The organism is Flintibacter muris (assembly GCF_943192995.1).
Taxonomy (GTDB): domain Bacteria; phylum Bacillota; class Clostridia; order Oscillospirales; family Oscillospiraceae; genus Lawsonibacter; species Lawsonibacter muris.
Window position 1 is genome coordinate 76,331 of sequence record NZ_CALPCP010000002.1, and the last position, 25,409, is coordinate 101,739.

Here is a 25,409-nt window from a genome sequence, read left to right on the forward strand (position 1 = left end):
CCTTAGGTTGTGGGAGCCGCAGGGGCGGCGGGGGCCGTACCGTCAATGCTCCTCAGATTGTTGGTGGGACAGGGGCAGGTGTTGCCCAGCAGCTTAAAGGTGCCGCCGGTGGCGCTGGTGGAGACCACGGTAGAGTACCGGGTTCTGGTCCGGATTCCGCAGGCGGTAACCTGAGCACAGCAGCGGTTGGTCAGCGGGTACTGCTCGGTGCCGGTCCCGATGGTAATTACCACAGGTGCGTTGATGGTAGTGGTGGCGGGAATGGCCTGGGCAACCACAATGCAGTACTTGCAGCCGTTGCCGTAGGACCCGGCGGGCAGATTGATAACCAGGTTTCCACCGGCAAAAGTGACGGACTGAGACAACACCAGCTTATCGCAAAGCTTACAGACAGGCTTACAAGCCATAATTTTTCACTCCTTTAAAATCAAGGGGCGGCAGGATACCCCGCCGCCCCGAAATAGTCACCCGAATTTCGGGGAAAGCGTTAAACACATAAATCACTGTTTTATGCAGGTATAGCAGCCGCAAATTCAGAAATTCTTGGTTTATACGCGCACGGATGTTAATTAGCAGCAGCTGCCGCAGCCCTGGCCGCAGCCGTTATTGCCCCAGCCGTTGAAATTCACCTGGCCACAGCCATTGGTGGGGAAGTTCACGGGGGTGGGGGGCTGGACAATGTAAGCAGCGGAAGGGCATTCGTGCCCGGAGCGCCGAAGGATCTCTGCTGTATTCGCGTCAAGCATAGCGCTGAACGTGGCATTTTGCCGGTATGCCTGAATCTCAGCGGCCTGCTCCGCAATCTTCTGGTCTTTGCGGGCAGACTCCATGGCGTCCAGCTTGGCAATCACCCGGTCGGTGTCGTTGTGGGCGTTCTGGATGATGTTGGCGGCGTTGGTGGCCGCAGCGTAGGCGGCGTCGCAGGAGGTACGCTCGATCAGGCGCTGGGTCTCGCAGCAGCACTGCTGATTCTGGAAGCTCTGATTGTACAGCTGCTGCATCAGCGCGGCCTGCTGCTGGCACCGGGACAGCTCCGCCTGAGCGGCGGTCTGCATGACAGTGCTGCCTACCCCGTTGATGCTGTTCTGCATAGCATAAAAGCCGTCGCAGACGCCGTTATTCAGGCCGTCCAGCTTTCCGATAATGGTCTGGGTGTCCAGGCTCCGCTGGAGGATGGATTCCACGGGGTAAGCGCCACCGCCGCCATAACCGCCGCCGAAGCCGCCCCAGCCGCCGCCGCCCCAGCCGCCAAAGATCATGGCGAAGGCGATCAGGCCCATCCAGCCGTCACCCCAGCCGCCAAGCCCGCCGTTGTTACAGCGTCCGTTGTCCTGCCCCATTGCGTAGGCCATCAGGGCGTCATTGTTTTCTGCCATAAAAAATTCTCCTTTTCGATATACTCACTCCGGGCGCTGATTCGCTCCCGGTCGTGGACTGACCAAGAGCGGTTTTTATCAGGACCCGCTGAAACCGAAAAAGAGTTGACGCACGATTATATTCGTAGTATCATGTTGCTAGGGGTGATAATGTGAAGTTTGGAGAATACATCCGATCAAAGGGATATACCTCAAAACGCATTGCAGAAGAAGTCGGAATAAGCGTCCGCACTATAGAGGCGTATGCGAATGGAAGATGTTCCCTCAAAAAGTGCCGTGCTTGGCTGATAGTAGCACTTGCTGAAATTCTTGAAACAACCCCAAAAGAGCTAATATCGCTGGATGATTGACCGTCAGAAATGACGGTCAAAATTTTTTTGGATTTTTTAAACTTTACTCTTGACATACGATTACAATCGTAGTATTATAGTGTCAGAAGGTACGAATTCAATCGTATATCAAACAGGCCACAGGCCGGGAGGGAAAGAAAATGTTACTTAAAATTCTGAATGATACCGATTATGTGATTCAGGAGTGCAATCAAATCATTGCACATATTGGGACTATCGACTTGGTTGCACCGCTGACCGATAATACTGTCCGTACCTATGGAGAGTACAGGGTTACAAACATTTATCCACGTTCTGACAACGTGTACGGCGTTATGTTTGAGATTGAGCTGCCCCACCTGATGATGGCTGACTGACTACCAACCGAAATGCCCGCCCCGGAGGTCACGAGGGCAGAAAGGAACGAAATGATTAACAGACACACAAGGACATTGAAACTTGAACGTGGAGAAATTGTTGACCTGATGATTATGCTCACTGCGGTAAGTGGCGCAGGAGCTAAATGGCTTGCGCTCCACGACAAGATTAAGGAACAGTTAGACGCACAAGACAAGAAAGACGCTGGAAACAAAGACCTTGACTTATTCCTTTAATACCCCATCTGACGATGGCTGACTGACTTCCAGTGCCGAACCGCCCCCTAACCGGGGCGGTTTTATTATCAGAAGAACCGCTGAAACTGTTGGGCCATAGCATTAGGGTCAACCCCGGACTGCTGGAGGGCGTTCTGTGCCGTCTGGTCCATCTGTTGAGGGGTCTTGCCGCCCAGGAATGGGGCGGCCTGTCGAAATTGCGGATACCGCTGGGACAGCTGCTGGAACGCGGCCGCAGGGTCCATGCCCTGCTGTCTCATGCGGATAATTTCCTGCACCATAGGATTCTGCATGGGGCTCATGCCCTGCATCATCCCCTGCATCATCATCTGGGGGATGTTTCCCATTCCTCTCATTGCTCCGCCGCCTTCCCGCCGGTCCGCTTCTGGCCGGCCTTTTTCATTTCATCCATCTCCCCGCGGAGGACGGAAAACTCATTGCGCAGACCCTCGATATCCTCCCGGGGGTCGTAGGCCGGGGCAGAAGAAGCTACCTGGGGCTGAGGTTGCGCCTGGGGCGGTCGCTGGACGGAAAAGTCAAAGAACTCCGCCCCGCCGCTGTTGGGGTTGAAGCGCTTAAAGTAGATCATCCCGTGGCTGAAGTCCGGCATGATGGTGCCAGGGCCTAAGAAATCCACTTGAGAAGCCACCGCCTCTTCCCTGGAGGTCACCGGCCTGCACACATACCCGGCATTCTGGTTGTTGACCAGGGTCTGTGCTTGGGGCTGTCCGGTCGGTGGATTTATCACATTGGGCCCTGGGTTGTATACGCCCGGGTAAGCGCCTGGATAGGGGTTACCGTACATATTAACCACGTCCTTATCATCAAATCAGCGGACCGGGGGACGCTGGGCGGGACGTGTACCGCCCGTCCCCTGGCCGCTGAGATAAGTATAACAAAACACAAGCTGCGCTGTGTAAACATTGTGTGCAGCTTGTGTTTAAATTTAGGGAAGTCCTTTGTATAGGCGTCGGTTTGTAACCGCTATTTTGTCGATTGCTTTTTTGAGATGCTTGCACACTGTGGTTCGGGAACAATCGCATTCTGCCGCAATCTCAATTTGCGGTATTTTGTCAATCAGATACATACGGGCCATACTCCGGTCCCGCTTTCCAAGGTTTGCCTGAATAATGCAATCCTCCAGCTGAAACAGATGGATTTTCTCCAGATCCTGCGGCAGTTTAACTCTTGCGTTTGACATTGATGCGACTCCATGCCCGGATTACTTTTTGGACCGCATAACCATAGCGGCCGCCTCAGCCCTGGTGACATGGGACTGGGGGCGGCTTAGATCGGCGATGATCCCAGCCTCGTGTGCCTGTATCCACTCGCCGGTCTGCACCGCCCATGCCGGAGTGGGCAGGGCCGCTTTTTCCGTCTCGTACTGCTCCATGTACTCCTTGAATTTATCGTAGCTCACAATATCATCCTCCTGATTGTAATCTCTGGCATCAATCAGCCAGTACTGCTTAACCTCCCGCTTGAAGGTCTCGGGGTCTCCGTTTAGCCGCTTGTCCTTGGTGCTGGCCGGGTCGTTAATTCGAACCTTATCATCCCAGGCCCACAGCAGGATGTAGTGGCCGCCGCTGGTCCAGGTTCCGGGCCCCATAAGGGCAATTACATAGTAACCCTCCTCCAGATAGCGCCTAACCTGGTCGTGGATGGGGTGGCCCGGCTTGTTGTGGAGGCTGGAGCCAAGCAGCTGCTTACAGTCGACCCCAAATGCCTTGAACTGGGGGACGAAGTAGCTGTAGTAGGTACCGGCGTTCAGAGCCTTATAGCCGTGGTCCACGGACCATTTGCAGGCGTCCACGGGAGTGAAGGTCTGTCCGGTCAGCGTCTCAATGGCCATAGCCGCCGCTGTAGGCCCGCAGCCGGAGCCGCCTATGGTGGCCGTCTCCCCCTTCACCCGGTATGGCAGGGACTTCCACCGCTTGTCCGTCTGAAGATATGATACAGGCTGTTTATTCACGCTTCCCACCCCACTGCATGATCTCCATCAGCTTGTCGTAGCCAAACATGGCGGCGTAGGCCACCATGAATCCGCCCACGATAAGCGCCGCTACAATGTACCAGGTCATGGCCACCGCCTTGATCTGGCAGTAGGCAATACCCGCAGCAATGGTAAGGGCACAATGACCGTCTGCCCGGTGCCGTGGGCCACTCTCAGGGAGAAACAGTAGTCCTGGAATGGGTCGCCGATATACCGGTCGCCGGAAATGGCAAAAGTGCGCTGGGTGCCGGTCTTGGTGGTGGACAGGCCAGTACGGATGTACTGAGAATCCTTGGTTACCGGGTTCATCTGAGGGTCAAGGCCGGAAATGCCCAGCTGCACTACCGTGTAGTCGTTTTCCGTGGCCCCTTCCTCCAGGTTGATACCAACCGCAAGGACAAAATCGTCATTGGTAGCAAATCCCTCAAAGGTGGGGGACGGGGTATAGTCCTTCATCAGTTCGGATAATTTCACGTTTTTCACTCCTATTCGTAATACCGGACCCGGCACTGGCACATCAGCTTAGCGACGCTGCCAGCGGCGTTTACCCCCGCCGGGTTTGGCATGTTTTGCAGATTTTCAATAGAAAGGACTTTGCAGCCCTCAAATTTCGGGAAATTCCTCAGCCGGTTTTGTTCGGTGATCCACACCATAAACGCCTGGGCGTTTTCCATCTGAACCACATTGGCGTTGCTGGTGCCGGGGTCCTGGGGCACCATGGAGACAAGAGCGAAGTCATACCGCTTGATTCCGTGGCCCCGGAGCTGCCGCTTTTCCCACTCCTCACCGTAGACCGTCTGAACGCTGACATTCCCGCTCTTGTCGGTGATGGTGTTGAAGTAGAGGAACGACCGCAGGCCGGGGTATTGCTTCAGGTATTCCACCATTGCTTCGTGCTTGCTCATAGGGCTACCGCCTCCTCAGATAGTTCTCAATAGTTTTACAGAAGTCATCGCCCTTAGCAACCATCATAGCCTTCTCCCAATGGGAAGTAGCAAGATGATGTTCATCTTTGCTATACTTCAACGGTGTACTGGTAGCGTGCTTTGAATGATCCTTTTTTGCGTATGTGCTTCCACGTTCATCTACAAAAACCAAACCCTCATATTGAAAATGAGCATAAGGTTGTTTGTAATGAACATATTTCGGCGTAATATCCACCGTTTGGGACAACATTCCGCTATCCATTGGAACATAGGGTGCACAGTAATCAAAAAGTGTTTTATGAATAAAAGTCATTGTTCCTTCGCCGAATATTCGTTGAAACGTTTTCTTTCCGTCCTTTATTTCAACTTCTTTGACTACTATCTTCATACGCCCTCCAATCGGTAGTGGGGGAGGGGGCCATCCGTGTTGTCCTTGAACAGCTGCACCTCGAAAGCGTCAGGGCGGAGGCTCTCCACCACGGCCTGTACTGTCTCTGGGGTGATCTCCTCCGCCACCTCTCCCAGTATGATGTAGTCACCGGTGGAGAAGGTGAAGCCTTCCATATCCCCCTTCCACTCCTGGTATGGCCGGTAGCTTTCGGACCGGGGCACCCGGAGCAGGAAGGACGCGCCCTCGTTGATCTCTGTGGAGGACGCCATCCGACCAGCCTGCCCTCTGGTCTGTTTCCCGGCCCAGAAGCAGTCACGCAGGACGGTTTTCTTCCAGCTGTCCAGATAGTCGGCACTGTCCCGGCCCGCCCGCTTGTTCAGAACGGTCACCGTGTGGGTCCAGGTGGGCAGCTTTACGGTTGGGAATGTCATCCAATCACCACGCTTACCAAACCAACAGGCAGTATTTCTACCACCTGTTCATAGACAGAGGCCATAACCTCTTCTTCTGTGATTTCTTTCTGGGCCCCGAAGGAGACGGACACGCCGTCGTTGGAAAAGCTGTTCACCGTTCCGCCCTGGCTGTGCTTTTTTACATCGTCCATGGCGTTGATAATCAGCGTCATGCACAGGTGGATGTCGCAGTCAACATCCGTAATTCGGCCCATGGTCCAGTAGTCCAGCTTGGCCCGTGCCCGCCGCTCCAGCAGGGGGAAGGCGGAAAGCTCCGCCGTTCCCCCGTGGGACACATACTGCTGGTGTGTCATGTACTGGCTCATACCTGGTTGGATTTCCGGGCAGCGGAGCGGACCGCAGCGCTGCCAACGTCACCGAAGGACACGTTGGCAATGCCGTCCAGGTACTCGGCCCACAGCTTCATACCCATCAAGGCGTGGGTCTCGCCCATCACCCGACCGTAGTTGCCCTCCATGTGGACGCCGATCAGCGGGGTCTCACCCACCACAGTGTAGTTCAGGCCCAGCTGCTGGAAGTCGGCATCAGAGGGGTCGATATAATACAGGTCGATGTTATCGCTGGGCGTTGCCAGTACCTTGCCCTGTGGAATTTCGGAGGACAGGATCATAGAATCCGCCCCCAGAAAATCCTTCATGTACTGCATACCCTGGCGATTCTGCACCGTGATAGCGGCGGAGCCTAGGTAGCGGTACACATCCAGGGTGTTGACGAAGGTTATGTGGATGGGATCTATCTGCGGCGAAACTGGGGCGGAGAGTATGAGAATGTAGCTGTTCTGGTGGCGATTGCGGTAAATGAGGACGGATACCGCGAGGTTCTTGGCGCCGCTGAGGGTATGAAAGAGGACAAGGCCAGTTGGGTCAGCTTCTTCCAGTGGCTGCGAGGCCGTGGCCTGGACGGAGTCAAGCTGGTGGTTGGGGACAAGTGTCTTGGTATGCTGGAGGCTGTGGGAGAAGTGTTCCCGGAGGCCAAATACCAGCGGTGTACCGTCCATTTTTACCGCAATGTCTTTTCTGTGACACCGCGCGCTAAGGTGAAGTTGGTGGCCAAGATGCTCAAGGCGATCCACGCCCAGGAGAGCAAAAAAGCTGCTCGGGAGAAGGCTAAGGCCGTGGTGGTCCAGCTGCGGGAAATGAAGCTGAAGGAGGCTGCGAAGAAGGTAGAAGCTGGTGTTGAGGAGACTCTGACTTACTGCGACTTTCCCAGCGAACACTGGACTCGTATCCGTACCAACAAAGAGACTCCCTTCAGGCGGGGCACATGGAGCGTAACATCGCCGGAGGTGGTGGTAAGGTTTCGGCTGTAGTGACCGCTACGGTACCCCTGGCGAGCCTCATTTCGCTCATACCGGGCTGCCTGAGTCAGCTTCTCCGCTTCCTGCTCCAACAGCGCATTCAGCGTTTCTTCCACGCTCCCGCGTACCAGCTCCTTAAGTTGTTCCATGATACGCCATCCTTCTTCTTGACTTTCCCCCTTGTTTTTTGGTAGTATAATAAGATGATAAATTGGGTTTATGCGCCCAGTGGAAAAATGCGAGGTATCACCATGGCACAGAAGAAAACTTACGGCAACGACTCCATCTCCGCCCTGAAAGGGGCCGACCGGGTCCGAAAGCGCCCAGGGGTTATCTTCGGCTCCGACGGGCTGGAGGGCTGCGAGCACGCCGTATTTGAAATCATGTCCAACGCTATTGACGAGGCCCGGGAGGGGCACGGGGCGCTGATTACCGTCACCCGCTTTGAGGACGGCTCCATCCAGGTGGAGGACCAGGGCCGGGGCTGCCCGGTGGACTGGAACGAGAAGGAGCAGAAGTTCAACTGGGAGCTGGTCTTCTGCGAGCTGTACGCCGGCGGCAAGTACGACAACACCGGCGGGGACAACTATGAGTACTCTCTGGGCCTGAACGGCCTGGGCTCCTGCGCCACCCAGTACGCCAGCGAATATATGGACGTCACCGTGTGGCGGGAGGGGAAAAAGTACTCGCTCCACTTTGAGAAGGGGGAGAATATCGGCGGCTTGCAGTCTGAGCCCACCGACCGGGGCAAAAAGACGGGCACCACCATCCGCTGGAAGCCTGATCTGGAGGTGTTCACCGACATCAATATTCCGGTGGAATACTTTCTGGATGTGATGAAGCGCCAGGCAGTGGTCAACGCCGGGGTGACCTTCCGGTTCAAAAACCAGGCGGGGGGCAAGTTTGAGGCCACCGATTTTCAGTATGAAAACGGCATTGTGGACTATGTGGCCGAACTGTCCGGGGAGGACTGCCTCACCGCCCCTGTCTTCTGGCAGACCGAGCGGAAGGGCCGGGACCGGGCGGATAAGCCGGAGTACAAGGTGAAGCTGTCCGTCTCCTTCTGCTTCTCCAACAAGGTGCAGGTGGTGGAGCACTACCACAACTCCTCCTGGCTGGAGCACGGCGGGTCCCCGGAAAAGGCCATGCGCTCCGCCTTTGTCTCCGCCGTTGACAGTTGGCTTAAGCAGCAGAACAAATATACCAAAAACGAGAGCAAAATTACATTCCCCGACATTCAGGACGCCCTGGTGCTGGTGAGCAACAACTTTTCCACCCAGACCTCCTATGAGAACCAGACCAAAAAGGCCATCAACAACAAGTTTGTTCAGGAGGCCATGACGGAATTCCTCCGCTCCCAGATGGAGGTCTACTTTATTGAAAATCCCGCCGATGCCCAGCGGATTGCCGAACAGGTTTTAATTAACAAGCGGGCCAGGGAGAACGCGGAAAAAACCCGGCTGAACATCAAGAAAAAGCTCACCGGCTCCATGGACATCTCCAACCGGGTGGCCAAGTTTGTCCCCTGCCGCACCCGGGATGTGAACCGCAGCGAGCTTTACATTGTGGAGGGCGACTCCGCACTGGGCAGCGTGAAGCAGGCCCGGGACAGCGACTTTCAAGCCATCATGCCTATCCGGGGCAAGATTCTCAACTGCCTCAAGGCCGACTACGGCAAGATTTTTAAAAGCGAAATCATCACCGACCTTTTAAAGGTGCTGGGCTGCGGGGTGGAGGTCCACGACAAGCGGGCCAAGGATATGGCCGCCTTTGACCTGAGCTCCCTGCGGTGGAACAAGGTGGTCATCTGTACCGACGCCGACGTGGACGGCTTCCAGATCAGAACTCTGGTGCTCACCATGCTCTACCGCCTCACCCCCACCCTGATTCAGGAGGGCTACGTCTATATCGCCGAATCCCCTTTGTTTGAGATCACCTGCAAGGAGAAGACCTGGTTTGCCTACTCCAACAAGGAGAAGGACGACATTGTGGCCACCCTCCAGGGCAAAAAGTACGACGTGCAGCGCTCCAAGGGCCTGGGCGAGAACGAGCCGGAGATGATGTGGCTGACCACCATGTCCCCGGATACCCGGCGGCTCATCAAGGTCATGCCCGAGGACGTGGAGCGCACCGCTCAGATGTTCGACCTCCTCCTGGGCGACGACCTCCCCGGCCGCAAAACCCATATCGCCGACCACGGCCACGAATTTCTGGAGCTGGCGGATATTTCGTAAAAGCCCGCAGGAAAAAGCCTCCCTTCGCAAGGGGAGGGGGACCGCCGCCGAAGGCGGTGGTGGAAGGTTTCCCCCTACCGAAACATGGCACTGCTTTAGAAGAAAACCCCCAGTCAGCCTTCGGCTGACAGCCCCCTTTGCGAAGGGGGTCGTTGCCGCCTGTGGACGGGACGAGAGGCTCTCACATATTGAATATAAATAAGGACTGAACCAAATGGCCAAGAAAAAAACGTCGAATGAAACAAAGAACCGCGTCGCCGACTCCAATGTGATGGGCCTGCGGGCGGAGGTGCTGGAGCAGCCCATCACCCAGACGCTGGAAATCAATTACATGCCCTACGCCATGTCGGTGATTATCTCCCGGGCCATCCCGGAGATCGACGGCTTCAAGCCCTCCCACCGCAAGCTGCTGTACACCATGTACACCATGAAGCTGCTGGGGGGCGCCCGGACCAAGTCGGCCAACATCGTGGGCCAGACCATGAAGCTCAACCCCCACGGGGACGGCCCCATTTATGACACCATGGTCCGTCTCAGTCGGGGCTACGGGGCCCTGCTCCACCCCCTGGTGGACTCCAAGGGCAACTTCGGCAAGGTCTACTCCCGGGACATGGCCTGGGCGGCCAGCCGGTATACCGAGGCCCGTTTAGACGCCATCTGCGCCGAGATCTTCAAGGACATCGACCAGGACACCGTGGACTTTGTGGACAACTACGACGGCAAGCTGAAGGAGCCCACCCTGCTGCCCACTACTTTCCCCAACGTGCTGGTGGCGGCCAACAAGGGCATTGCCGTGGGCATGGCCAGCGACCTGTGCGGCTTTAATCTGGGGGAGGTGTGCGACACCACCATAGCCTTTTTAAAGAACCCGAACCACGATATCATGACCACCCTCAAGGCCCCCGACCTGCCCACCGGCGGCGAGCTGCTCTACGATGGCGCCGCCCTGGCGGACATCTACCGCACCGGACGGGGCTCCTTTAAGGTCAGGGCCCGGTGGCGCTATGTAAAGGAAGAAAACCTGATTGAGGTCTACGAAATTCCCTACTCCACCACCTCCGAGGCCATCATTGACAAGGTGACCGAGCTGCTGAAGGCGGGCAAGCTGAAAGAGATCGCCGACATGCGGGACGAAACCGACCTGTCCGGTCTGAAGCTGACCATAGACCTGAAACGGGGAACCGACCCGGAGAAGCTGATGGCCAAGCTTTTCAAGCTCACCCCCCTGCTGGACAGCCAGTCCTGCAACTTCAACATCCTGATTGCCGGGATGCCCAAGGTACTGGGCGTGCGGGAAATTCTGGAGGAGTGGACCGCCTGGCGGATGGATTCGGTACGCCGGCGGGTGTATTTCTCCATGAACAAGAAGAAGGAGAAGCTCCACCTGTTAAAGGGCCTGCGGCGGATCCTGCTGGATATTGACCGGGCCATTCAAATCATCCGTGACACCGAGGAGGACACCGAGGTCATCCCCAACCTGATGATCGGCTTTGGTATCGACCAGATCCAGGCGGAGTATGTGGCGGATATCCGGCTGCGCAACATCAACAAGGAGTATATCCTCAAGCGCACCCAGGAGGTGGACGCCCTCCAGGATGAGATTGCCGATTTGGAGGACATTGTGGGCTCCCCCAAGCGAATTCGGAAGATCATCATGGATGAGCTGGCCGAGGTGAAGAAAAAATACGCCGTCCCCCGGCGCACCCAGATTGTCTACGATCACATGGACGAGCCGGTGATGACGGTGGAGGACGAGACCCCGGACTACCCTGTCCACCTGTTCTTCTCCCAGGAGGGCTATCTGAAAAAGATCACCCCTCAGTCCCTGCGCATGGCCAGTGAACAGAAGTACAAGGAGGGGGACGGCCCCTATCTCCAGTGGGAGGCTAATAATCGGGACGAGCTGCTGGTGTTTACCGACAAGCAGCAGTGCTACAAGACCCGCCTGTCCGACTTTGACGACACCAAGGCCAGCGTGCTGGGGGACTATCTGCCCTCCAAGCTGGCCATGGACCCGGAGGAAAGGGCCCTGTGGGCCTGCATCCCCGGGGACTACTCGGGGCATCTGCTGTTCTTCTTTGAAAACGGCAAGGCCGCCCGGGTGGAGCTTGCTGCCTACCAGACCCAGACCAGGCGCAAAAAGCTCACCGGGGCCTACTCAGACAAGTCACCCCTGGTGGCCGCCTTCCTGCTGCGGGAGGACTTTGAGGCGGCGGTGGTCTCCACCGAGGGCCGGTGCGTGGTATTCCACACCGCCAGCCTGAACCCCAAGGCCACCCGGAACACCCAGGGAGTCAACGTGATGACGCTGAAACCGAAATACCGCGTGGAGAAGGTCCTGCCTCTGGACCGCACCCACATCCAAAACGCCGCCCGCTATCGGGCCCGTTCTCTGCCTGTCGCCGGGGCCCTCCTCAAGGAGGAGGACCGGGGAGAGGAGCAGATGACACTTTTGTAATGGGAGGACCCCTATGACCGAATCAAGTTTTGCCCGCATGGCGCGGGACTACCTCTGGATCGCCCTGGGCTCGGTGATCTACTCTCTCAGCTTCGACTGGTTCTATGTGCCCAACCAGATTGGCTTTGGCGGGCTCACCGCCCTGGGCATGATTCTCAACCACTTTGTCCCCGCTGTCCCTATCGGCACGGTGGTGCTGGTGCTCAACATCCCCCTCTTTCTCCTGGGCTGGAAGTTTTTGGGAGGACACACCCTGGTGTCCTCCCTCTTCGCCATGACGGCCACCTCAGTTCTGGTGGACCTGATCGCCGCCGCGTACACCTTCCCGCCTATGGACCCCATGCTGGCCTCCATCTTCGGCGGGGTGATGCTGGGCGTATCTCTGGGGATGATCTTCTCCAAGGGGGCTACCACCGGGGGCACCGACCTGACCGCCCGGCTGCTGAAGATCCCCTTCGCCTGGCTGCCGGTGGGCAAGCTGCTGCTGGCGGTGGACCTGATTATGCTGCTGGCGGTCTCTATCGCCTTCCGGAGCATGAACAGCGCTCTGTACGGCATGATTTCCCTGTACATCTCCACCGTGGTGATGGACGGCGTGCTCTACGGTCTGGACCAGTCCAAGGTGGCCTATATTGTCACCTCCAACCCCAGACCCATCACCGAGGAGATTGACCGTCAGCTGGACCGGGGAGTGACCTACCTCCACGGGGAGGGCAGCTTTTCCGGAGAACAGAAGCTGGTGCTGATGTGCGCCTTTAAGCAGAAGCAGATTGTCCCCTTGAAGGCACTGGTCCATGAGCTGGACCCCGGCGCCTTCCTCATAGTCTGTGACGCCCACGAGGTGCTGGGCCAGGGCTTTCGGCGGTATCAGAAGAACGACCTGTAGGGGCCGCCCCCTGGGCGGCCCGTTGTATAGGGCAGAGGGGCGGCAAAGGTGCCGGCCCCTACAAAGATAAAGGAGTGTTTACCATGACAGACTGGACCAAGCTGACGAAAAATCTGGAGGATCGGGGCTTTACCCCTAAGGTCTTTGCCACCGCGGCGGAGGCGGCGGACTACCTGGACCGGGAGATTGACGGCGTAAGCGTAAGCTTTGGCGGCTCTATGACGGTGCAGGAGATGGGCCTGTACCCCCGGCTGGCCGCCCACAACAACGCCCTCTGGCACTGGAACAAGGATGCTCTGGCGGAGGCCGCCACTACCGATGTGTACATCTGCTCCGTCAACGGACTGGCCGAGACCGGCGAGGTTATCAACATTGACGGCGTGGGCAACCGGGTTGCCTCTACCATCTTCGGCCACAAAAAGGTCTATTTTGTGGTGGGCAGAAACAAAATCGCTCCCGACTACGACCAGGCCCTCTGGCGGGCCCGGAATATTGCCGCCCCAAAAAACTGCCAGCGCCTGGGGTTGAAAACCCCCTGCGCCGTCAAGGCGGACAAGTGCTACAACTGCTCCAGCCCGGAGCGCAGCTGCCGGGCCTTGGTGGTGCTGTGGGAGAAGCCCCGGAATGTGGAAACCATGGAAGTGATCCTCATTGATGAGGAGCTGGGGTATTAAGCCGGTGAGAATCCGTCTGCTGGCGGGCGCTCTCGCCCTCTCCCTGCTGCTGACAGGCTGCTCCGCCCTGCTGGAGCGGGACTACTCCTCCGTTACCCCCCACAACGCCGCCCCCGCCACCGAGGGGGACCCCTCCATTCTCCGGGCGGACAGCTATCAGGAGTTGGTCAACGCCCTGATCTATTTTGTCACCGGCGGGATGGAGGAGGGCACTGTCCGCCTGTATACCAGTACGGAGAATGTGGAAACCTTTCTGGCGGACGCCTGCCTGGAGGTGGTTCAGGAGGACCCCCTGGGGGCCTACTGTGTGGAGTTTATCAAGTACACAGTGGATCCGGTGGTCATGTATTCCGAGGCCGACCTCCAGATCACCTACCGCCGCACCCGGGAGCAGGTGGCCTCTATCGTCCAGGCCACCGGTGTCACCGCCATCCGCAGTGAGCTGAAAACAGCCCTCACCTCTTTTGCTCCGGAGCGGGTGCTGCGCATCAGCTACTTTGAGGAGGACGAGGCCTTCATCCAGGACCTGGCCCGTCAGGCTTACTACGACGTGCCCGCCTGCGCCTTGGGAATGCCGGAGATCTCCGTATCCATCTACCCCAACAGCGGCAGGCAGAGGATTGTGGAGATACTGCTGAGCTATCCCCTGGAGCGCGACCAGCTGGAATCCCGCCGGAGCGAGCTGGCCGGACAGCTGCGGCTGCTGGCCCAGGACCTCACCGAGGACGGCCAGCCCATCCACATTTTGGAGGCCGCCGGCGCTCTTTTTAAGAAGGGAAGCTTTGACCCTGAGGGGGGTGCCACCCCTTACGAGTTCTTCAACTCCGGTTCGGCCAACAGCGAGGGACTGTCGCTGGCCTTTGCCGCCCTGTGCCAGGAGCTGGAACTGCCCTGCCAGGTGGCTCAGGGTACCCTTGACGGCCAGCCCCATTTTTGGAACGTGGTCCAGACAGAGGACGGCTGGCGCCATCTGGATTTGTCCGCCCCGGAGGAGGAGGGCGAGGAGGGGGAGGAGAATGAGGACACCCCCTTCCACACGGACAGCGCGCTCCAGACCCTGGGCTACCTCTGGGAGGAGGACTCCGTTCCCCTGTGTACCGAAAACTGACCCAATATCTGGGGGCTCTTACTGTGCCAAATTCTTACTGTTGTGTTACAGCCCTTGTCAAACCAGGAAAAATTAAGTATAATACCCTCACCGCAGATTCTGTTTGAAGCGTATCCAACCGCAAGCACCCCAGAAAGGAGCCCCCTATGAAAGCATTTAAACGGTGGATTGCCGCCGCAATGGCCTGTGTGCTGGCCGTATCCCTCTCGCTGCCCTCCGGGCTGGCCGTCTCCCCGGAGGAGCCCTTTGCCGACTTCCGTATTGACGCCTTTCAGATGGACACCTTGGACCGGGACATTACCGTCAGGGCCTACCGGCAGGACGGGGACTATGTTGGGGAGGAGTACACCTGCAAGATCAACCGGGTGACCGGGGATGCCACGTTCTACATCCAGCCTCAGGCCGACGGCGTCTGGGTGACCCTGGACTATCTCACCGATCTGGACGGCGACGGTATTCTGGAACTGGGCGGGCTCCCGGAGGGCAGTGAAAGCCCGGCCTGGGACTCCCTGACCGTCCAAGGGGCTCTGGCCTTGGGCGGAAACGAGGCCCTCACGGCAGGACAGCCCTATATTTTGTCCGCCGAGACACTGGCCGGGCGTTTTCAGGAGACGGAGGAATCCCGGGCCCAAGAGGAGGAGTGGGACAGCTATACCCGCACCCTGCCCCTGTGCCGCGTGACCATCAGCCGCGCCGACCCCGACGACGGGCAGGTCTATGAACAGCTGTACTATTTGGAAATCCATGGCAGCATTCTGCTCCCCTTTGATATCTCCCCCGACCAGTGGTACTACAGCGCGGTGGAATACAGCCTGATACAGGGGTACTTCTCCGGCATAGAGGACGGCCGCTTCGGCCCTGACGAACTGTTGAACCGGGCCCAGCTGGCCCAGGTGTTGTGGACAATGGGTGGCTGTCTGGAGGCGGTGGAGGCCCGCTTCTCCGACGTGGCCTTTGATGACTGGTTCTGCCAGGCGGTATCCTGGTGCCAGCAGGAGGGACTGATCTCCGGCTATGCAGGTGGGAATTTTGACCCTTACGCCCCCCTGACCCGGGAACAGCTGGCCTCCATTCTCCACCGCTATGCCCAATACACCGGGGCCAGCATGCGCAGCGGCGCCGACCTGTCCCAGTATGACGATCAGGAGGAAATTTCCTCCTGGGCCTACAGCAGTATGCAGTGGGCGGTCACCAACCGCCTGCTCACCGCTGACGGCGGGGCCCTGCGCCCCCTCGGCCCCGTGACCCGCGCCGAGCTGGCCGCAGCGCTGTACGCCTACGACATCAATTTAAAGAACCGTAATGTGTGGTAAAGGCTGAGCGCCTGGCGGATTTCCGCCAGGCGCTTTTTCTCGGTTTAATGACTGGAATATTTGTCCAAACTATCCATAGAATATATCAGCCGCGAATCTGAGAAAGGAGCATACATGATGCCTCAATCCGTAAAGAAAGCCTCTCCCCGCCGGGGCGACCCCGCCCAGGAGGAGGCCCGCCGGGAGCTGCTCCAGTCCCTGGCCCACACCCGCACCCTGATTAATCAGGCCTACGGCGGCTTCAACAATGCCAGTGACAGCGACCTGATTGAGTCCTATGTCTTTGAAATCAACTCCCTCCAGGCCCGATACAACTATCTGCTGCGCAGGGTCAAGGAGCTGGAGGGCGCCACATGACTTCCCTGCCCGGATACATGGCCTGGTGCTTGGCCGGCCTGGTGCTGTGCGCCGCCCTTCTTCTGCTGAGAAGGCCTGCCGCCCGGCTGCTCCGGCTGGCTCTGCGCTCTTCAATCGGCCTGGCCGCGCTGGCCCTCTTTGCCCAGGTCAGCCACCTGATCGGCGTCAGCCTGGGGGTCAACCTGGTCAATGCTCTGGTCCTGGGGGTACTGGGCGCCCCCGGCTTTGGGCTGCTGCTCATACTCCAGTGGGCACTGCGGTAAGTCCGGTGGGCCGCCCGCAGAAGTAAATGGGCCTGCCAGTGATAGACGGACAGCCCAAGGCGGCCCTGCATGTGGCACAAAGCTGATGATTACTATAGTTTGGATGGAATTTCTTTTAAAATTTCCTCTCAGGAAAAGCAAACAAAACAGGCGATATAATGAAAGCAGGAGAATATGCTTTGGCATATATCCTGCTTTTTGATATGGTTTTTGTGTAATTTGGGGTGTTCTTTGCAAGATTGCCAGTTTTCCGCAAAAATCAAAAAGTTGTTTTGGGCATATTGACTTTTTCTCCCTGAAGTTTTACAATAAGAAAGTCCTACAGGTGCAGGCGGCAGCCTGCGCTGGGGACGAAATCAGAAATGGAGGAATGAAACGTGAAGAAGCTTTTATCTATGCTGCTGGCCTCTGCCATGGTCCTGTCTCTGGCCGCCTGCGGCGGAGGCGGAGGCGGAGGCGCCGCTTCCAGCAAGCCTGCCGCCAGCAACCCGGCTGCCAGCAATCCCGCTGCCAGCACCCCCGCCGGCGATCCTATGGCCGACCTGATCGCCGCCGCCCAGGCTGAGGGCGAGCTGGTAGTCTACGGCTCCTGCGAGGAGGAGTATCTGTCCGCCGCCTGCGCCAAGTTTGAGGAGCTCTACGGCATCAAGACCACCTTCCAGCGCCTGTCCACCGGCGAGGTCCAGGCCAAGATCGAGGAGGAGAACGGCAATCCCTCCGCCGACGTCTGGTTCGGCGGAACCACCGATCCCTACAACGTGGTAGCCGCCGAGGGTCTGCTGGAGGCCTATGACGCTCAGAACGCCGTCCACATCACCAAGGACGTGTACAAGCACTCTGACAATATGTGGTATGGCATCTATACCGGCATCCTGGGCTTTATGGTCAACAAGGACGAGCTGGACCGCATGGGTCTGGACGCCCCCCAGGACTGGCCCGACCTGCTGGACTCCAAGTATCAGGGCCTGATCTGGCTGTCCAACTACAACACCGCCGGCACCGCCAAGCTGGTCATCAACACCATGATTCAAAAGTACGGCCACGACGATGGCATCCAGTACCTGGTAGACCTGGACAAGAATATCGAGGTGTACACCAAGTCCGGCTCCGGTCCCTCCAAGAACGTGGGCACCGGTGAGTGCATTATCGGCATCGGCTTCCTGCATGACGGCATCACCCAGATTCTGGACAACGGCTATGGGAACATTGAGCTGATTATCCCCTCCAGCGGCACCACCTGTGAGATCGGTGCCACCGCCATCTTCAAGGGCGCCAAGCACCCCAACGCCGCCAAGCTGTGGATTGAGTACGCTCTTTCCCCCGACTGTGTGAACCAGGCGGATGAGTTCGGCTCCTACCAGTTCCTGGTTCTGGATAACGCCGAGCAGCCCCAGGCCGCCTACGACTTCGGCCTGGATCCCAACAACGTGATGGACTATGACTTCGACGACGCCACCGCCAACATTGGCACCTATGTGGAAGAGGTCATGAACGCTCTGGCCACCGCCGGCGCCAACACCGGCGACACCGGCCGTTTCCAGACTGAGTAATACACCGCAAAAGCGGGGGACGGCGCATACCGCCGTCCCCCTTCTTTTATATCTGAAACAAAAGGAGGGCTTCTCCATGGCAAAAAGCCAAAGCGCGGCGCTGGACCGGAAAAAGCTGATGGCCGACCCCATTATGGTGGGCACCATCCTGGTCCTTATCGCGTTTTTGACCCTGTTCATCCTCTACCCCCTGGCCATCCTGCTGGTGGACAGCTTTTACGGCGGGAACGGCTTTACCCTGTCCACCTTTCAGCGCATTATGGCCATGCCTACCTTTACCAGGGCCATTGGCAACACCCTGAAGGTAGGCTTCCTGGTGGGCATTCTGTCCACCCTCGTCGGCCTGCTCTTTGCCTATGTGGAGGTCTACGTCAAGGTTCCCGGAGCTGATTCCGTCTATCTGATCCCCATGCCCTTCGGCTGGAAAGCGGTCAAATTCCACCTGAATATTATGGGCGGCCTGTTTAAGATGGTGTCCATGCTGCCGGTGGTGTCGCCCCCCTTTGTGCTGTCCCTGTCCATGATTATGCTCTTTGGCAAGGCGGGCGTCATCACCCGTTTCCTGCTGGGCATTTATGACAACAGCGTCTACGGCTTTTGGGGCATTGTGATTGTTCAGACGCTGACCTTCTTCCCGGTATGCTACATGATGCTCAAGGGGCTGCTGAAAAATATCGACCCCTCTCTGGAGGAGGCGGCCCGGGATATGGGAGCCAGCCGGTGGACCGTTTTCACAACGGTCACCCTGCCCCTGCTCCTCCCCGGCCTGGGCAACGCCTTTCTGGTCACCTTTATCGAATCAATCGCCGACTTCGCCAACCCCATGATTATCGGCGGTTCCTACGACACCCTGGCCACCACCATCTACCTTCAGATCACCGGCGCCTACGACAAGGAGGGCGCGGCGGCTATGGCCGTGGTGCTGCTTTGTATTACGCTGGGTATGTTTATCGTTCAAAAATACTATCTGGAGGCAAAAACCGCCGCTACCCTCACCGGCAAGGCCTCCCGGGGGAGAATGCTCATTGAGGACAGGAGCGTTACCATCCCTCTCACCATTTTGTGTTCCTTGGCGGCGGCCTTTGTTATTCTCATGTATGCCTGCGTGCCCATTGGGGCCCTGTTCCCCACCTGGGGCTACAAGCTTACCCCTCTCACATTCAAGTGGTTTGGTCAGGTCTTCTCCCGCTACCACGGCCTCCAGGCCTTCCGGGACTCCTTTGTGCTGTCCCTGATCGCCTCCCCCATCACCGCCCTGCTGTCCATGATCATCTCCTACCTGGTGGTCAAGCGGAAGTTCAAGGCCAAGGGCTTTATCGAGGCGGTGTCCATGCTGGCCATGGCCGTGCCCGGCACGGTGCTGGGCGTGGGGTATATCCGGGGCTTTTCCGGCGGACTGTTCCACAGCGGACTTTTGCAGGGACTCTATGGCAGCGCTGCCATTTTGATTATCGTCTTTGTGGTCCGCTCCCTGCCCACCGGCACCCGAAGCGGCATCTCCGCCCTGCGGCAGATCGACAAATCCATTGAGGAATCGGCCTACGACATGGGGGCGGACAGCTTTAAGGTGTTCATGACGGTCACCCTGCCTCTGATTAAGGATTCCTTCCTCTCCGGACTGGTCACTGCCTTTGTCCGGTCCATCACCGCCATCTCCGCCATCATCCTGCTGGTCACACCCAGCGTCTATCTGATTACCGTGCAGATCAACGAGTTTGCCGAGAAGGGCGCCTACTCCATTGCCTGCGCCTTCGCTACCATTCTGATTTTGATCACCTACGGCTCGGTGCTGCTGATGAATCTGTTCATCAAGTACTTCGGCACCAGTAAGAAAATCAAGGAGGATTAAGCCATGTCAAAAGTCAAAAAGGGGGTCCGCCTGGACCACATCTCTAAAATCTACCAGGACCCCAAGACCGGCAAGGACTTCTACGCGGTGAAGGACACCTCCCTGACCATTGAGCCGGGCTCCTTCGTCACCCTGCTGGGCCCCTCGGGCTGCGGAAAGACCACCACCCTGCGGATGATCGCCGGCTTCGAGAGCCCCGACGAGGGAGAAATCTACCTGGGCGACCAGGCCATCAACGCCCTCACCCCTAATAAACGGGACACCGCCATGGTTTTCCAGAGCTACGCCCTGCTCCCCCACTACAACGTCTTCGACAACGTGGCATACGGCCTGAAGCTGCGCAAGGTGCCCAAGGAGGAGATTCAAAAGCGGGTTATGCGCATTTTGGACCTGGTGGAGCTCACCGGCATGGAGGGACGCATGACCAACCAGCTGTCCGGCGGACAGCAGCAGCGGGTGGCCCTGGCCCGGGCGCTGGTGATCGAGCCCTCCGTCCTCCTCTTCGATGAGCCCCTGTCCAATCTGGACGCCAAGCTGCGCGTCTCTATGCGCACGGAGATTCGCCGCATCCAGCAGGAGGTGGGCATCACCGCCATCTACGTCACCCACGACCAGAGCGAGGCCATGGCTCTCAGCGACAACATTATCATCATGAACAAGGGCGTTGTGGCCCAGATGGGCTCCCCCCAGGACATCTACTACCACCCCAACAGCGAGTTTGTGGCCGACTTTATTGGTGAGGCCAACTTCCTCAAGGGTACCCTGGAGAAGATGGACGGCGACCATGCCATTCTCAACGTGGAGGGTTCCCCCACCCGTGTCCCCGCCAAGGCGGGAATGGACTTGGGGACCGAGTATACCGTGGTGCTGCGGCCCGAATCCGCCGTGCTGGCCGAACAGGGCGGCCTGCCCTGTACCGTAACCCTGTCCTGCTTTATGGGCTCCTACCAGAATTACCACGTGAAGGTGGGGGAAACCCTGGTCAAGCTCACCGACTACAACCCCAAAAACAAACGCATCTATCAGGTGGGCGAAAAATGCTCCCTGGTGTTCGACCCGGAATCGGTGCATATTCTGTAAGCACAAAAAAGCCCCCTTTGCGAAGGGGGCCTTTTAATGCGCTGATGCTGAAAGGAGCGTTCTATGGACCTTTGTAATATCAACGAAATCAAATCCCTGCTGGCCCGCCACGGCTTCCGCTTTTCCAAGTCCATGGGACAGAATTTTCTCATTGCCGGCTGGGTGCCGCAGGACATTGCCGCCTCTTCAGGTGCGGGTCCGGGAACCGGCGTGCTGGAGGTAGGGCCTGGGATCGGTCCTCTCACCCGAGAGCTGGCCGGACGGGCTGACCGGGTGGTGTCGGTGGAGCTGGACCGCTCCCTGCTGCCCATCCTGGATGAGACATTGGGGGACTGTCCCAACGCTGAGGTGGTCCCAGGCGACGTTTTGAAGACGGATATCCCCGCCCTGATTGGGGAAAAATTTGTTGGGCTCACCCCCGTCGCCTGCGCCAATCTGCCCTACAACATTACCACCCCCGCCATCACCGCCCTCATTGAGGCGGGCTGTTTTGCCCGCATTACGGTGATGATCCAGCGGGAGGTGGCCCAGCGCATCTGTGCCCGGCCGGGCAGCAAGGACTACGGGGCCTTTTCCGTCTACTGCCAGTATTATACCGCCCCGGAATTACTCTTTGAGGTGCCTCCGGACTGCTTCATCCCCGCCCCTAAGGTGACCTCGGCGGTAGTACGGATGGTCCCCCGCCCCGCGCCCGACGAGGTGGACGACCCTGACCACTTCTTCCGGGTGGTGAAGGCCGCCTTTGCCCTGCGGCGCAAGAAGCTGCTCAACAGCCTGTCCGCCAGCTTGGGTGGCCCCTCCAAAGAGGAGATTTCCCAGGCCATTGAGGCCTGCGGCCTGCCCCCCGACGTCCGGGGCGAGCGGCTGTCCATTCCTCAATTTGCCCAACTGTCCAAGGCTTTGCGGGGGTTGGTTTGACCCTTTTAACCATTTAGTCAATTTCGGTCAGTTGTCTCTTGCAAAGGCCGGAAAAATAGGGTAAAATAGGGCACGATCGGAATGGATACCCACTTTAACCATTTTTTAAGGAGGAATTCATTATGGAAACTTACGGATTGGAGAAATACGGCATTACCGATATTAAGGAGGTCGTGTACAATCCCACCTACGAGCAGCTGTTTGAGGCCGAGATGGACCCCAGCCTGGAGGGCTATGAGAAGGGCCAGATGACCGAGCTGGGCGCTGTCAACGTAATGACCGGCATCTACACCGGCCGCTCCCCCAAGGACAAGTTCATTGTTATGGATGAGAACTCCAAGGACACCGTGTGGTGGACCTCCGACGAGTTCAAGAACGACAACAAGCCCGCCTCCCAGGAGGCTTGGGACGCCTGCAAGGAGCTGGCCATCAAGGAGCTGTCCGGCAAGAAGCTGTATGTGATGGACGTGTTCTGCGGCACCAACAAGGATACCCGTATGGCCATCCGTTTCATCATGGAGGTGGCCTGGCAGGCTCACTTTGTCAAGAACATGTTTATCGCCCCCACTGAGGAGGAGCTGAAGAATTTCACCCCTGATTTCATCTCCTACAACGCCTCCAAGGCCAAGCTGACCAACTACAAGGAGCTGGGCCTGAACTCCGAGACCGCCGCCATCTTCAACATCACCAGCCGTGAGCAGGTTATCATCAACACCTGGTACGGCGGCGAGATGAAGAAGGGCATGTTCTCCATGATGAACTACTACCTGCCCCTGAAGGGCATCGCCTCCATGCACTGCTCCGCCAACACCGACATGAACGGCGAGAACACCGCCATCTTCTTCGGCCTGTCCGGCACCGGCAAGACCACCCTGTCCACCGACCCCAAGCGCCTGCTGATTGGCGACGACGAGCACGGCTGGGACGACGAGGGCGTGTTCAACTTTGAGGGCGGCTGCTACGCCAAGGTCATCAACCTGGACAAGGACGCCGAGCCCGACATCTACAACGCCATCAAGCGCAACGCCCTGCTGGAGAACGTCACCGTGGATGCTGAGGGCAAGCTGGACTTCGCCGACAAGTCCGTCACCGAGAACACCCGCGTGTCCTACCCCATTGACCACATTGAGAAGATCGTGCGGCCCGTCTCCCGCGGTCCCGCCGCCAAGAACGTGATCTTCCTGTCCGCCGACGCTTTCGGCGTGCTGCCCCCGGTGTCCATCCTCACCCCGGAGCAGACCCAGTACTACTTCCTGTCCGGCTTCACCTCCAAGCTGGCGGGCACCGAGCGGGGCATCACCGAGCCCACCCCCACCTTCTCCGCCTGCTTCGGCCAGGCTTTCCTGGAGCTGCACCCCACCAAGTACGGTGAGGAGCTGGTCAAGCGCATGGAGAAGAGCGGCGCCAAGGCCTACCTGGTGAACACCGGCTGGAACGGCACCGGCAAGCGCATTTCCATCAAGGACACCCGCGGCATCATCGACGCCATTCTGGACGGCTCCATCCTCAAGGCCGAGACCAAGACCATCCCCTACTTCGGATTTGAGGTGCCCACCTCCCTGCCCGGCGTTGACCCCGCCATCCTGGACCCCCGGGACACCTACGGCGACGCCGCCGAGTGGGATACCAAGGCCAAGGACCTGGCCAGCCGCTTCGTGAAGAACTTTGTCAAGTACACCGGCAATGACGCCGGCAAGGCCCTGGTGGCCGCCGGCCCCAAGGTGGACTGATTCCTCACCGATACGCAGAAACAGGACGCGAAAGCGTCCTGTTTTTTCATTGTTCCCTCACGTACTCCACAATGTCCGATACCTCGCAGTCCAGAATAAAACACAGTGTGTCCAGCGTTTTCATGGTAATGTTCTTCCCATGCTTCATCCGGTGCAGAATATTGGCGGAAATGCCTTCTTTATAGATTAAATGATATTCGGTCATATTTCGCTTCAGCAGCGTCTGATAAAATGGACGGTAACTAATCACAAAGCCTCACCCAATGCCACCATAGCATATTCAATCTCTTGACTATGCCTAATATATTAAGTATAATGGTGGGGGAGGTGAAGAACATGTCGGAATAGCACGACGATAAAGAGAGGTATCTGGTTGGATATTAAGCTTCTTTATTTTATAGCAATCGTCAGAATTGCTGCCACTGCACACAACTGTCATTATAGCAAACATCAAAATTGCAGACAGCGGAGATATGTAGGGCGCGACGACTCGGCGCGCCGTTATATCATATAGCGTTTGCTGGAAGAGCGGCGGGCTGAGGTCGTCCCGCCCTATGGGTTGTCATGTAATTTGAAGACTGCTATAGGAGCCAAGAACCTTGACGTTTTCCACAAATGATGGTACAGTAAAGTCAGTTTAAAGGAGGAATTTGCTATGGGACTGTTCAAAAAGAAAAAGCGGCCGGAGCACGCCCCGGAACCGGAGGAAAAATCCCCGCTGGACGAGATGGACTCCTCCATCCGCCCTGGAGGAGTGTTCATAGTGCAGCTGCTGATGAAGGAAAGGTGTGAAATGCCCAGTCTGGAGCGGATGACCCAGGTGCTGGAGGGCCACATTGGCAGGGTGAGCGCCGCAGCGCCCACTGACGACCTGTCCTCCGCCATGAAGGGCCTTGCTCTCTTCACCGCTCTGGACCACATTGCCAAGTTCAGCAACGGGGAGGGGCCGGTGCAGGTGTCGGTCATGCCCTGCGACACCTTCCACCCAGAGACCATTGACGAGATGAAGCGCAGCCAGATGTGGGACTGCCTCCAGGACCGGGACCGCGTTTTGTCGGAGTGCAAGTACTGCGTCTTCGCCAACGACATTCTCACCGGGGCGCTGGACCCTCTGGAGCGGGCCGACTTCGACATGGATTTTCTGGAGGCCCTGCTGGAGCTCTTCCCCACCTGTGAGGCGGTGTACTCCCTGAACACCGGCAAGCTGGTGCTGGCCGACGTCATCCGTAATAAGACCGCCTCCGGCCTGGACCGGTTTATCCGCTATATTGTCAACGCCCGGTTCTTCAACATTCAGGGCTCCGGCGGCCATGTGGTGGACACACTGGGCATGACCCTGCTGTACATGGAGGACCTGCAATATATCTTCAACGAGATGGACCCCAACTGGGTGGTGATGCACGCCTATAACATCGCCGCCTACGTCCTGGCAAACCGCCGCCCCATCAAGGAGGGTGACACCATCGACGGCGTGACCGATGGCAATATCGACCAAAGCCTCCAGTGGAAGTGTCATTTTGAGGACGCGCTGGTTGGCCCAGGCCGTCCGGCCCTGGGCATCCACATGGATGAGGCAGTTAGGAGTTGAGC

General features: G+C 57.9%; 30 protein-coding genes and 2 pseudogenes. 18 read left to right on the top strand and 14 right to left on the bottom strand.

Annotated elements, in window-relative coordinates:
* Positions 1-2: 2 nt before the first annotated feature.
* Positions 3-407, bottom strand: coding sequence for a hypothetical protein (locus NFS22_RS02620; protein WP_251316216.1), 405 nt, complete (start codon positions 405-407; stop codon positions 3-5).
* A 162-nt stretch (positions 408-569) separates the two neighbouring features.
* Positions 570-1,376, bottom strand: coding sequence for a hypothetical protein (locus NFS22_RS02625; RefSeq protein WP_251316217.1), 807 nt, complete (start codon positions 1,374-1,376; stop codon positions 570-572).
* A 152-nt stretch (positions 1,377-1,528) separates the two neighbouring features.
* On the opposite strand from NFS22_RS02625, the gene NFS22_RS02630 reads away from it, so the two are divergent.
* The 3 genes from NFS22_RS02630 (at position 1,529) to NFS22_RS02640 (ending at position 2,319) form a co-directional block, all read left to right on the top strand.
* Positions 1,529-1,726, top strand: a complete 198-nt coding sequence (locus tag NFS22_RS02630) for a helix-turn-helix domain-containing protein (protein ID WP_251316218.1) — start codon at positions 1,529-1,531, stop codon at positions 1,724-1,726.
* Positions 1,727-1,866: 140 nt separating this feature from the next.
* Positions 1,867-2,082: a hypothetical protein gene (locus tag NFS22_RS02635; RefSeq protein WP_251316219.1), complete on the top strand. Its 216-nt coding sequence runs from the start codon at positions 1,867-1,869 to the stop codon at positions 2,080-2,082.
* A 51-nt stretch (positions 2,083-2,133) separates the two neighbouring features.
* On the top strand, positions 2,134-2,319 hold the full coding sequence (locus NFS22_RS02640; protein ID WP_251316220.1) for a hypothetical protein: 186 nt from the start codon (positions 2,134-2,136) through the stop codon (positions 2,317-2,319).
* Between the two features lie 68 nt (positions 2,320-2,387).
* Here NFS22_RS02640 and NFS22_RS02645 read toward each other — a convergent pair whose 3' ends face one another.
* From NFS22_RS02645 to NFS22_RS02685, 10 genes are all read right to left on the bottom strand, one after another.
* On the bottom strand, positions 2,388-2,675 hold the full coding sequence (locus tag NFS22_RS02645) for a hypothetical protein (protein ID WP_251316221.1): 288 nt from the start codon (positions 2,673-2,675) through the stop codon (positions 2,388-2,390).
* Positions 2,672-3,067, bottom strand: coding sequence for a hypothetical protein (locus NFS22_RS02650; RefSeq protein WP_251316222.1), 396 nt, complete (start codon positions 3,065-3,067; stop codon positions 2,672-2,674). Before NFS22_RS02650 ends, NFS22_RS02645 begins: the two co-directional genes overlap by 4 nt.
* A 198-nt stretch (positions 3,068-3,265) precedes the next feature.
* Positions 3,266-3,520 carry a LuxR C-terminal-related transcriptional regulator gene (locus tag NFS22_RS23995; protein ID WP_420908826.1) on the bottom strand — a complete coding sequence of 85 codons (255 nt, stop codon included), beginning with the start codon at positions 3,518-3,520 and terminating at the stop codon, positions 3,266-3,268.
* A gap of 21 nt (positions 3,521-3,541) precedes the next feature.
* Positions 3,542-4,291 carry a C39 family peptidase gene (locus tag NFS22_RS02655; RefSeq protein WP_251316223.1) on the bottom strand — a complete coding sequence of 250 codons (750 nt, stop codon included), beginning with the start codon at positions 4,289-4,291 and terminating at the stop codon, positions 3,542-3,544.
* Between the two features lie 105 nt (positions 4,292-4,396).
* Entirely contained in the window at positions 4,397-4,786 is a 390-nt protein-coding gene (locus NFS22_RS02660; protein ID WP_251316224.1) for a phage tail tube protein, read from the bottom strand.
* Positions 4,787-4,797: 11 nt separating this feature from the next.
* A complete protein-coding gene (locus NFS22_RS02665; protein ID WP_251316225.1) occupies positions 4,798-5,217 on the bottom strand; it encodes a hypothetical protein in 420 nt (139 codons plus the stop codon).
* Positions 5,218-5,221: 4 nt separating this feature from the next.
* On the bottom strand, positions 5,222-5,626 hold the full coding sequence (locus NFS22_RS02670) for a minor capsid protein (RefSeq protein ID WP_251316226.1): 405 nt from the start codon (positions 5,624-5,626) through the stop codon (positions 5,222-5,224).
* On the bottom strand, positions 5,623-6,060 hold the full coding sequence (locus NFS22_RS02675; protein WP_251316227.1) for a hypothetical protein: 438 nt from the start codon (positions 6,058-6,060) through the stop codon (positions 5,623-5,625). Before NFS22_RS02675 ends, NFS22_RS02670 begins: the two co-directional genes overlap by 4 nt.
* The gene (locus tag NFS22_RS02680; protein ID WP_251316228.1) at positions 6,057-6,395 is read right to left on the bottom strand and encodes a head-tail connector protein; all 339 of its coding nucleotides are present in this window, start codon (positions 6,393-6,395) and stop codon (positions 6,057-6,059) included. Before NFS22_RS02680 ends, NFS22_RS02675 begins: the two co-directional genes overlap by 4 nt.
* Positions 6,396-6,403: 8 nt before the next feature.
* Positions 6,404-6,739 carry a hypothetical protein gene (locus NFS22_RS02685; RefSeq protein WP_251316229.1) on the bottom strand — a complete coding sequence of 112 codons (336 nt, stop codon included), beginning with the start codon at positions 6,737-6,739 and terminating at the stop codon, positions 6,404-6,406.
* Between the two features lie 81 nt (positions 6,740-6,820).
* On the opposite strand from NFS22_RS02685, the pseudogene NFS22_RS02690 reads away from it, so the two are divergent.
* Positions 6,821-7,339, top strand: a pseudogene (locus NFS22_RS02690) (IS256 family transposase); the annotation flags it as partial.
* A gap of 5 nt (positions 7,340-7,344) precedes the next feature.
* Here NFS22_RS02690 and NFS22_RS02695 read toward each other — a convergent pair.
* A pseudogene (locus NFS22_RS02695) lies at positions 7,345-7,548 on the bottom strand (transposase); the annotation flags it as partial.
* Between the two features lie 102 nt (positions 7,549-7,650).
* Between NFS22_RS02695 and NFS22_RS02700 the strand changes: the two are divergent.
* From NFS22_RS02700 to pckA, 13 genes are all read left to right on the top strand, one after another.
* Positions 7,651-9,633, top strand: coding sequence for a DNA gyrase/topoisomerase IV subunit B (locus NFS22_RS02700; RefSeq protein ID WP_251316230.1), 1,983 nt, complete (start codon positions 7,651-7,653; stop codon positions 9,631-9,633).
* Positions 9,634-9,847: 214 nt separating this feature from the next.
* Entirely contained in the window at positions 9,848-12,091 is a 2,244-nt protein-coding gene (locus tag NFS22_RS02705; RefSeq protein ID WP_251316231.1) for a DNA gyrase subunit A, read from the top strand.
* A 13-nt stretch (positions 12,092-12,104) separates the two neighbouring features.
* Entirely contained in the window at positions 12,105-12,977 is an 873-nt protein-coding gene (locus tag NFS22_RS02710; RefSeq protein ID WP_251316232.1) for a YitT family protein, read from the top strand.
* A gap of 83 nt (positions 12,978-13,060) precedes the next feature.
* Entirely contained in the window at positions 13,061-13,651 is a 591-nt protein-coding gene (locus NFS22_RS02715; protein ID WP_251316233.1) for a lactate utilization protein, read from the top strand.
* A 4-nt stretch (positions 13,652-13,655) separates the two neighbouring features.
* Positions 13,656-14,759: a transglutaminase-like domain-containing protein gene (locus NFS22_RS02720; protein ID WP_251316234.1), complete on the top strand. Its 1,104-nt coding sequence runs from the start codon at positions 13,656-13,658 to the stop codon at positions 14,757-14,759.
* Positions 14,760-14,905: 146 nt separating this feature from the next.
* Positions 14,906-16,072, top strand: coding sequence for an S-layer homology domain-containing protein (locus NFS22_RS02725; RefSeq protein ID WP_251316235.1), 1,167 nt, complete (start codon positions 14,906-14,908; stop codon positions 16,070-16,072).
* 117 nt (positions 16,073-16,189) lie between these two features.
* On the top strand, positions 16,190-16,429 hold the full coding sequence (locus NFS22_RS02730) for a DUF2508 family protein (RefSeq protein WP_251316236.1): 240 nt from the start codon (positions 16,190-16,192) through the stop codon (positions 16,427-16,429).
* A complete protein-coding gene (locus NFS22_RS02735) occupies positions 16,426-16,692 on the top strand; it encodes a pro-sigmaK processing inhibitor BofA family protein (protein ID WP_251316237.1) in 267 nt (88 codons plus the stop codon). Before NFS22_RS02730 ends, NFS22_RS02735 begins: the two co-directional genes overlap by 4 nt.
* A 377-nt stretch (positions 16,693-17,069) precedes the next feature.
* Positions 17,070-18,242 carry an ABC transporter substrate-binding protein gene (locus NFS22_RS02740; protein WP_251316238.1) on the top strand — a complete coding sequence of 391 codons (1,173 nt, stop codon included), beginning with the start codon at positions 17,070-17,072 and terminating at the stop codon, positions 18,240-18,242.
* A gap of 76 nt (positions 18,243-18,318) precedes the next feature.
* Positions 18,319-20,091 carry an ABC transporter permease gene (locus NFS22_RS02745; protein WP_251316239.1) on the top strand — a complete coding sequence of 591 codons (1,773 nt, stop codon included), beginning with the start codon at positions 18,319-18,321 and terminating at the stop codon, positions 20,089-20,091.
* A gap of 3 nt (positions 20,092-20,094) precedes the next feature.
* The gene (locus NFS22_RS02750) at positions 20,095-21,171 is read left to right on the top strand and encodes an ABC transporter ATP-binding protein (RefSeq protein ID WP_251316240.1); all 1,077 of its coding nucleotides are present in this window, start codon (positions 20,095-20,097) and stop codon (positions 21,169-21,171) included.
* Between the two features lie 63 nt (positions 21,172-21,234).
* The gene (rsmA, locus tag NFS22_RS02755; protein WP_251316241.1) at positions 21,235-22,089 is read left to right on the top strand and encodes a 16S rRNA (adenine(1518)-N(6)/adenine(1519)-N(6))-dimethyltransferase RsmA; all 855 of its coding nucleotides are present in this window, start codon (positions 21,235-21,237) and stop codon (positions 22,087-22,089) included.
* Between the two features lie 122 nt (positions 22,090-22,211).
* Positions 22,212-23,819 carry a phosphoenolpyruvate carboxykinase (ATP) gene (gene pckA, locus NFS22_RS02760; RefSeq protein WP_251316242.1) on the top strand — a complete coding sequence of 536 codons (1,608 nt, stop codon included), beginning with the start codon at positions 22,212-22,214 and terminating at the stop codon, positions 23,817-23,819.
* A gap of 46 nt (positions 23,820-23,865) precedes the next feature.
* Here pckA and NFS22_RS02765 read toward each other — a convergent pair whose 3' ends face one another.
* On the bottom strand, positions 23,866-24,069 hold the full coding sequence (locus tag NFS22_RS02765) for a helix-turn-helix domain-containing protein (protein WP_338147925.1): 204 nt from the start codon (positions 24,067-24,069) through the stop codon (positions 23,866-23,868).
* A 405-nt stretch (positions 24,070-24,474) separates the two neighbouring features.
* Between NFS22_RS02765 and NFS22_RS02770 the strand changes: the two genes are divergently transcribed.
* Positions 24,475-25,407 (top strand): DUF4261 domain-containing protein, encoded by a 933-nt coding sequence (locus NFS22_RS02770; protein WP_251316244.1) that lies wholly within the window; start codon positions 24,475-24,477, stop codon positions 25,405-25,407.
* Positions 25,408-25,409 lie beyond the last annotated feature (2 nt).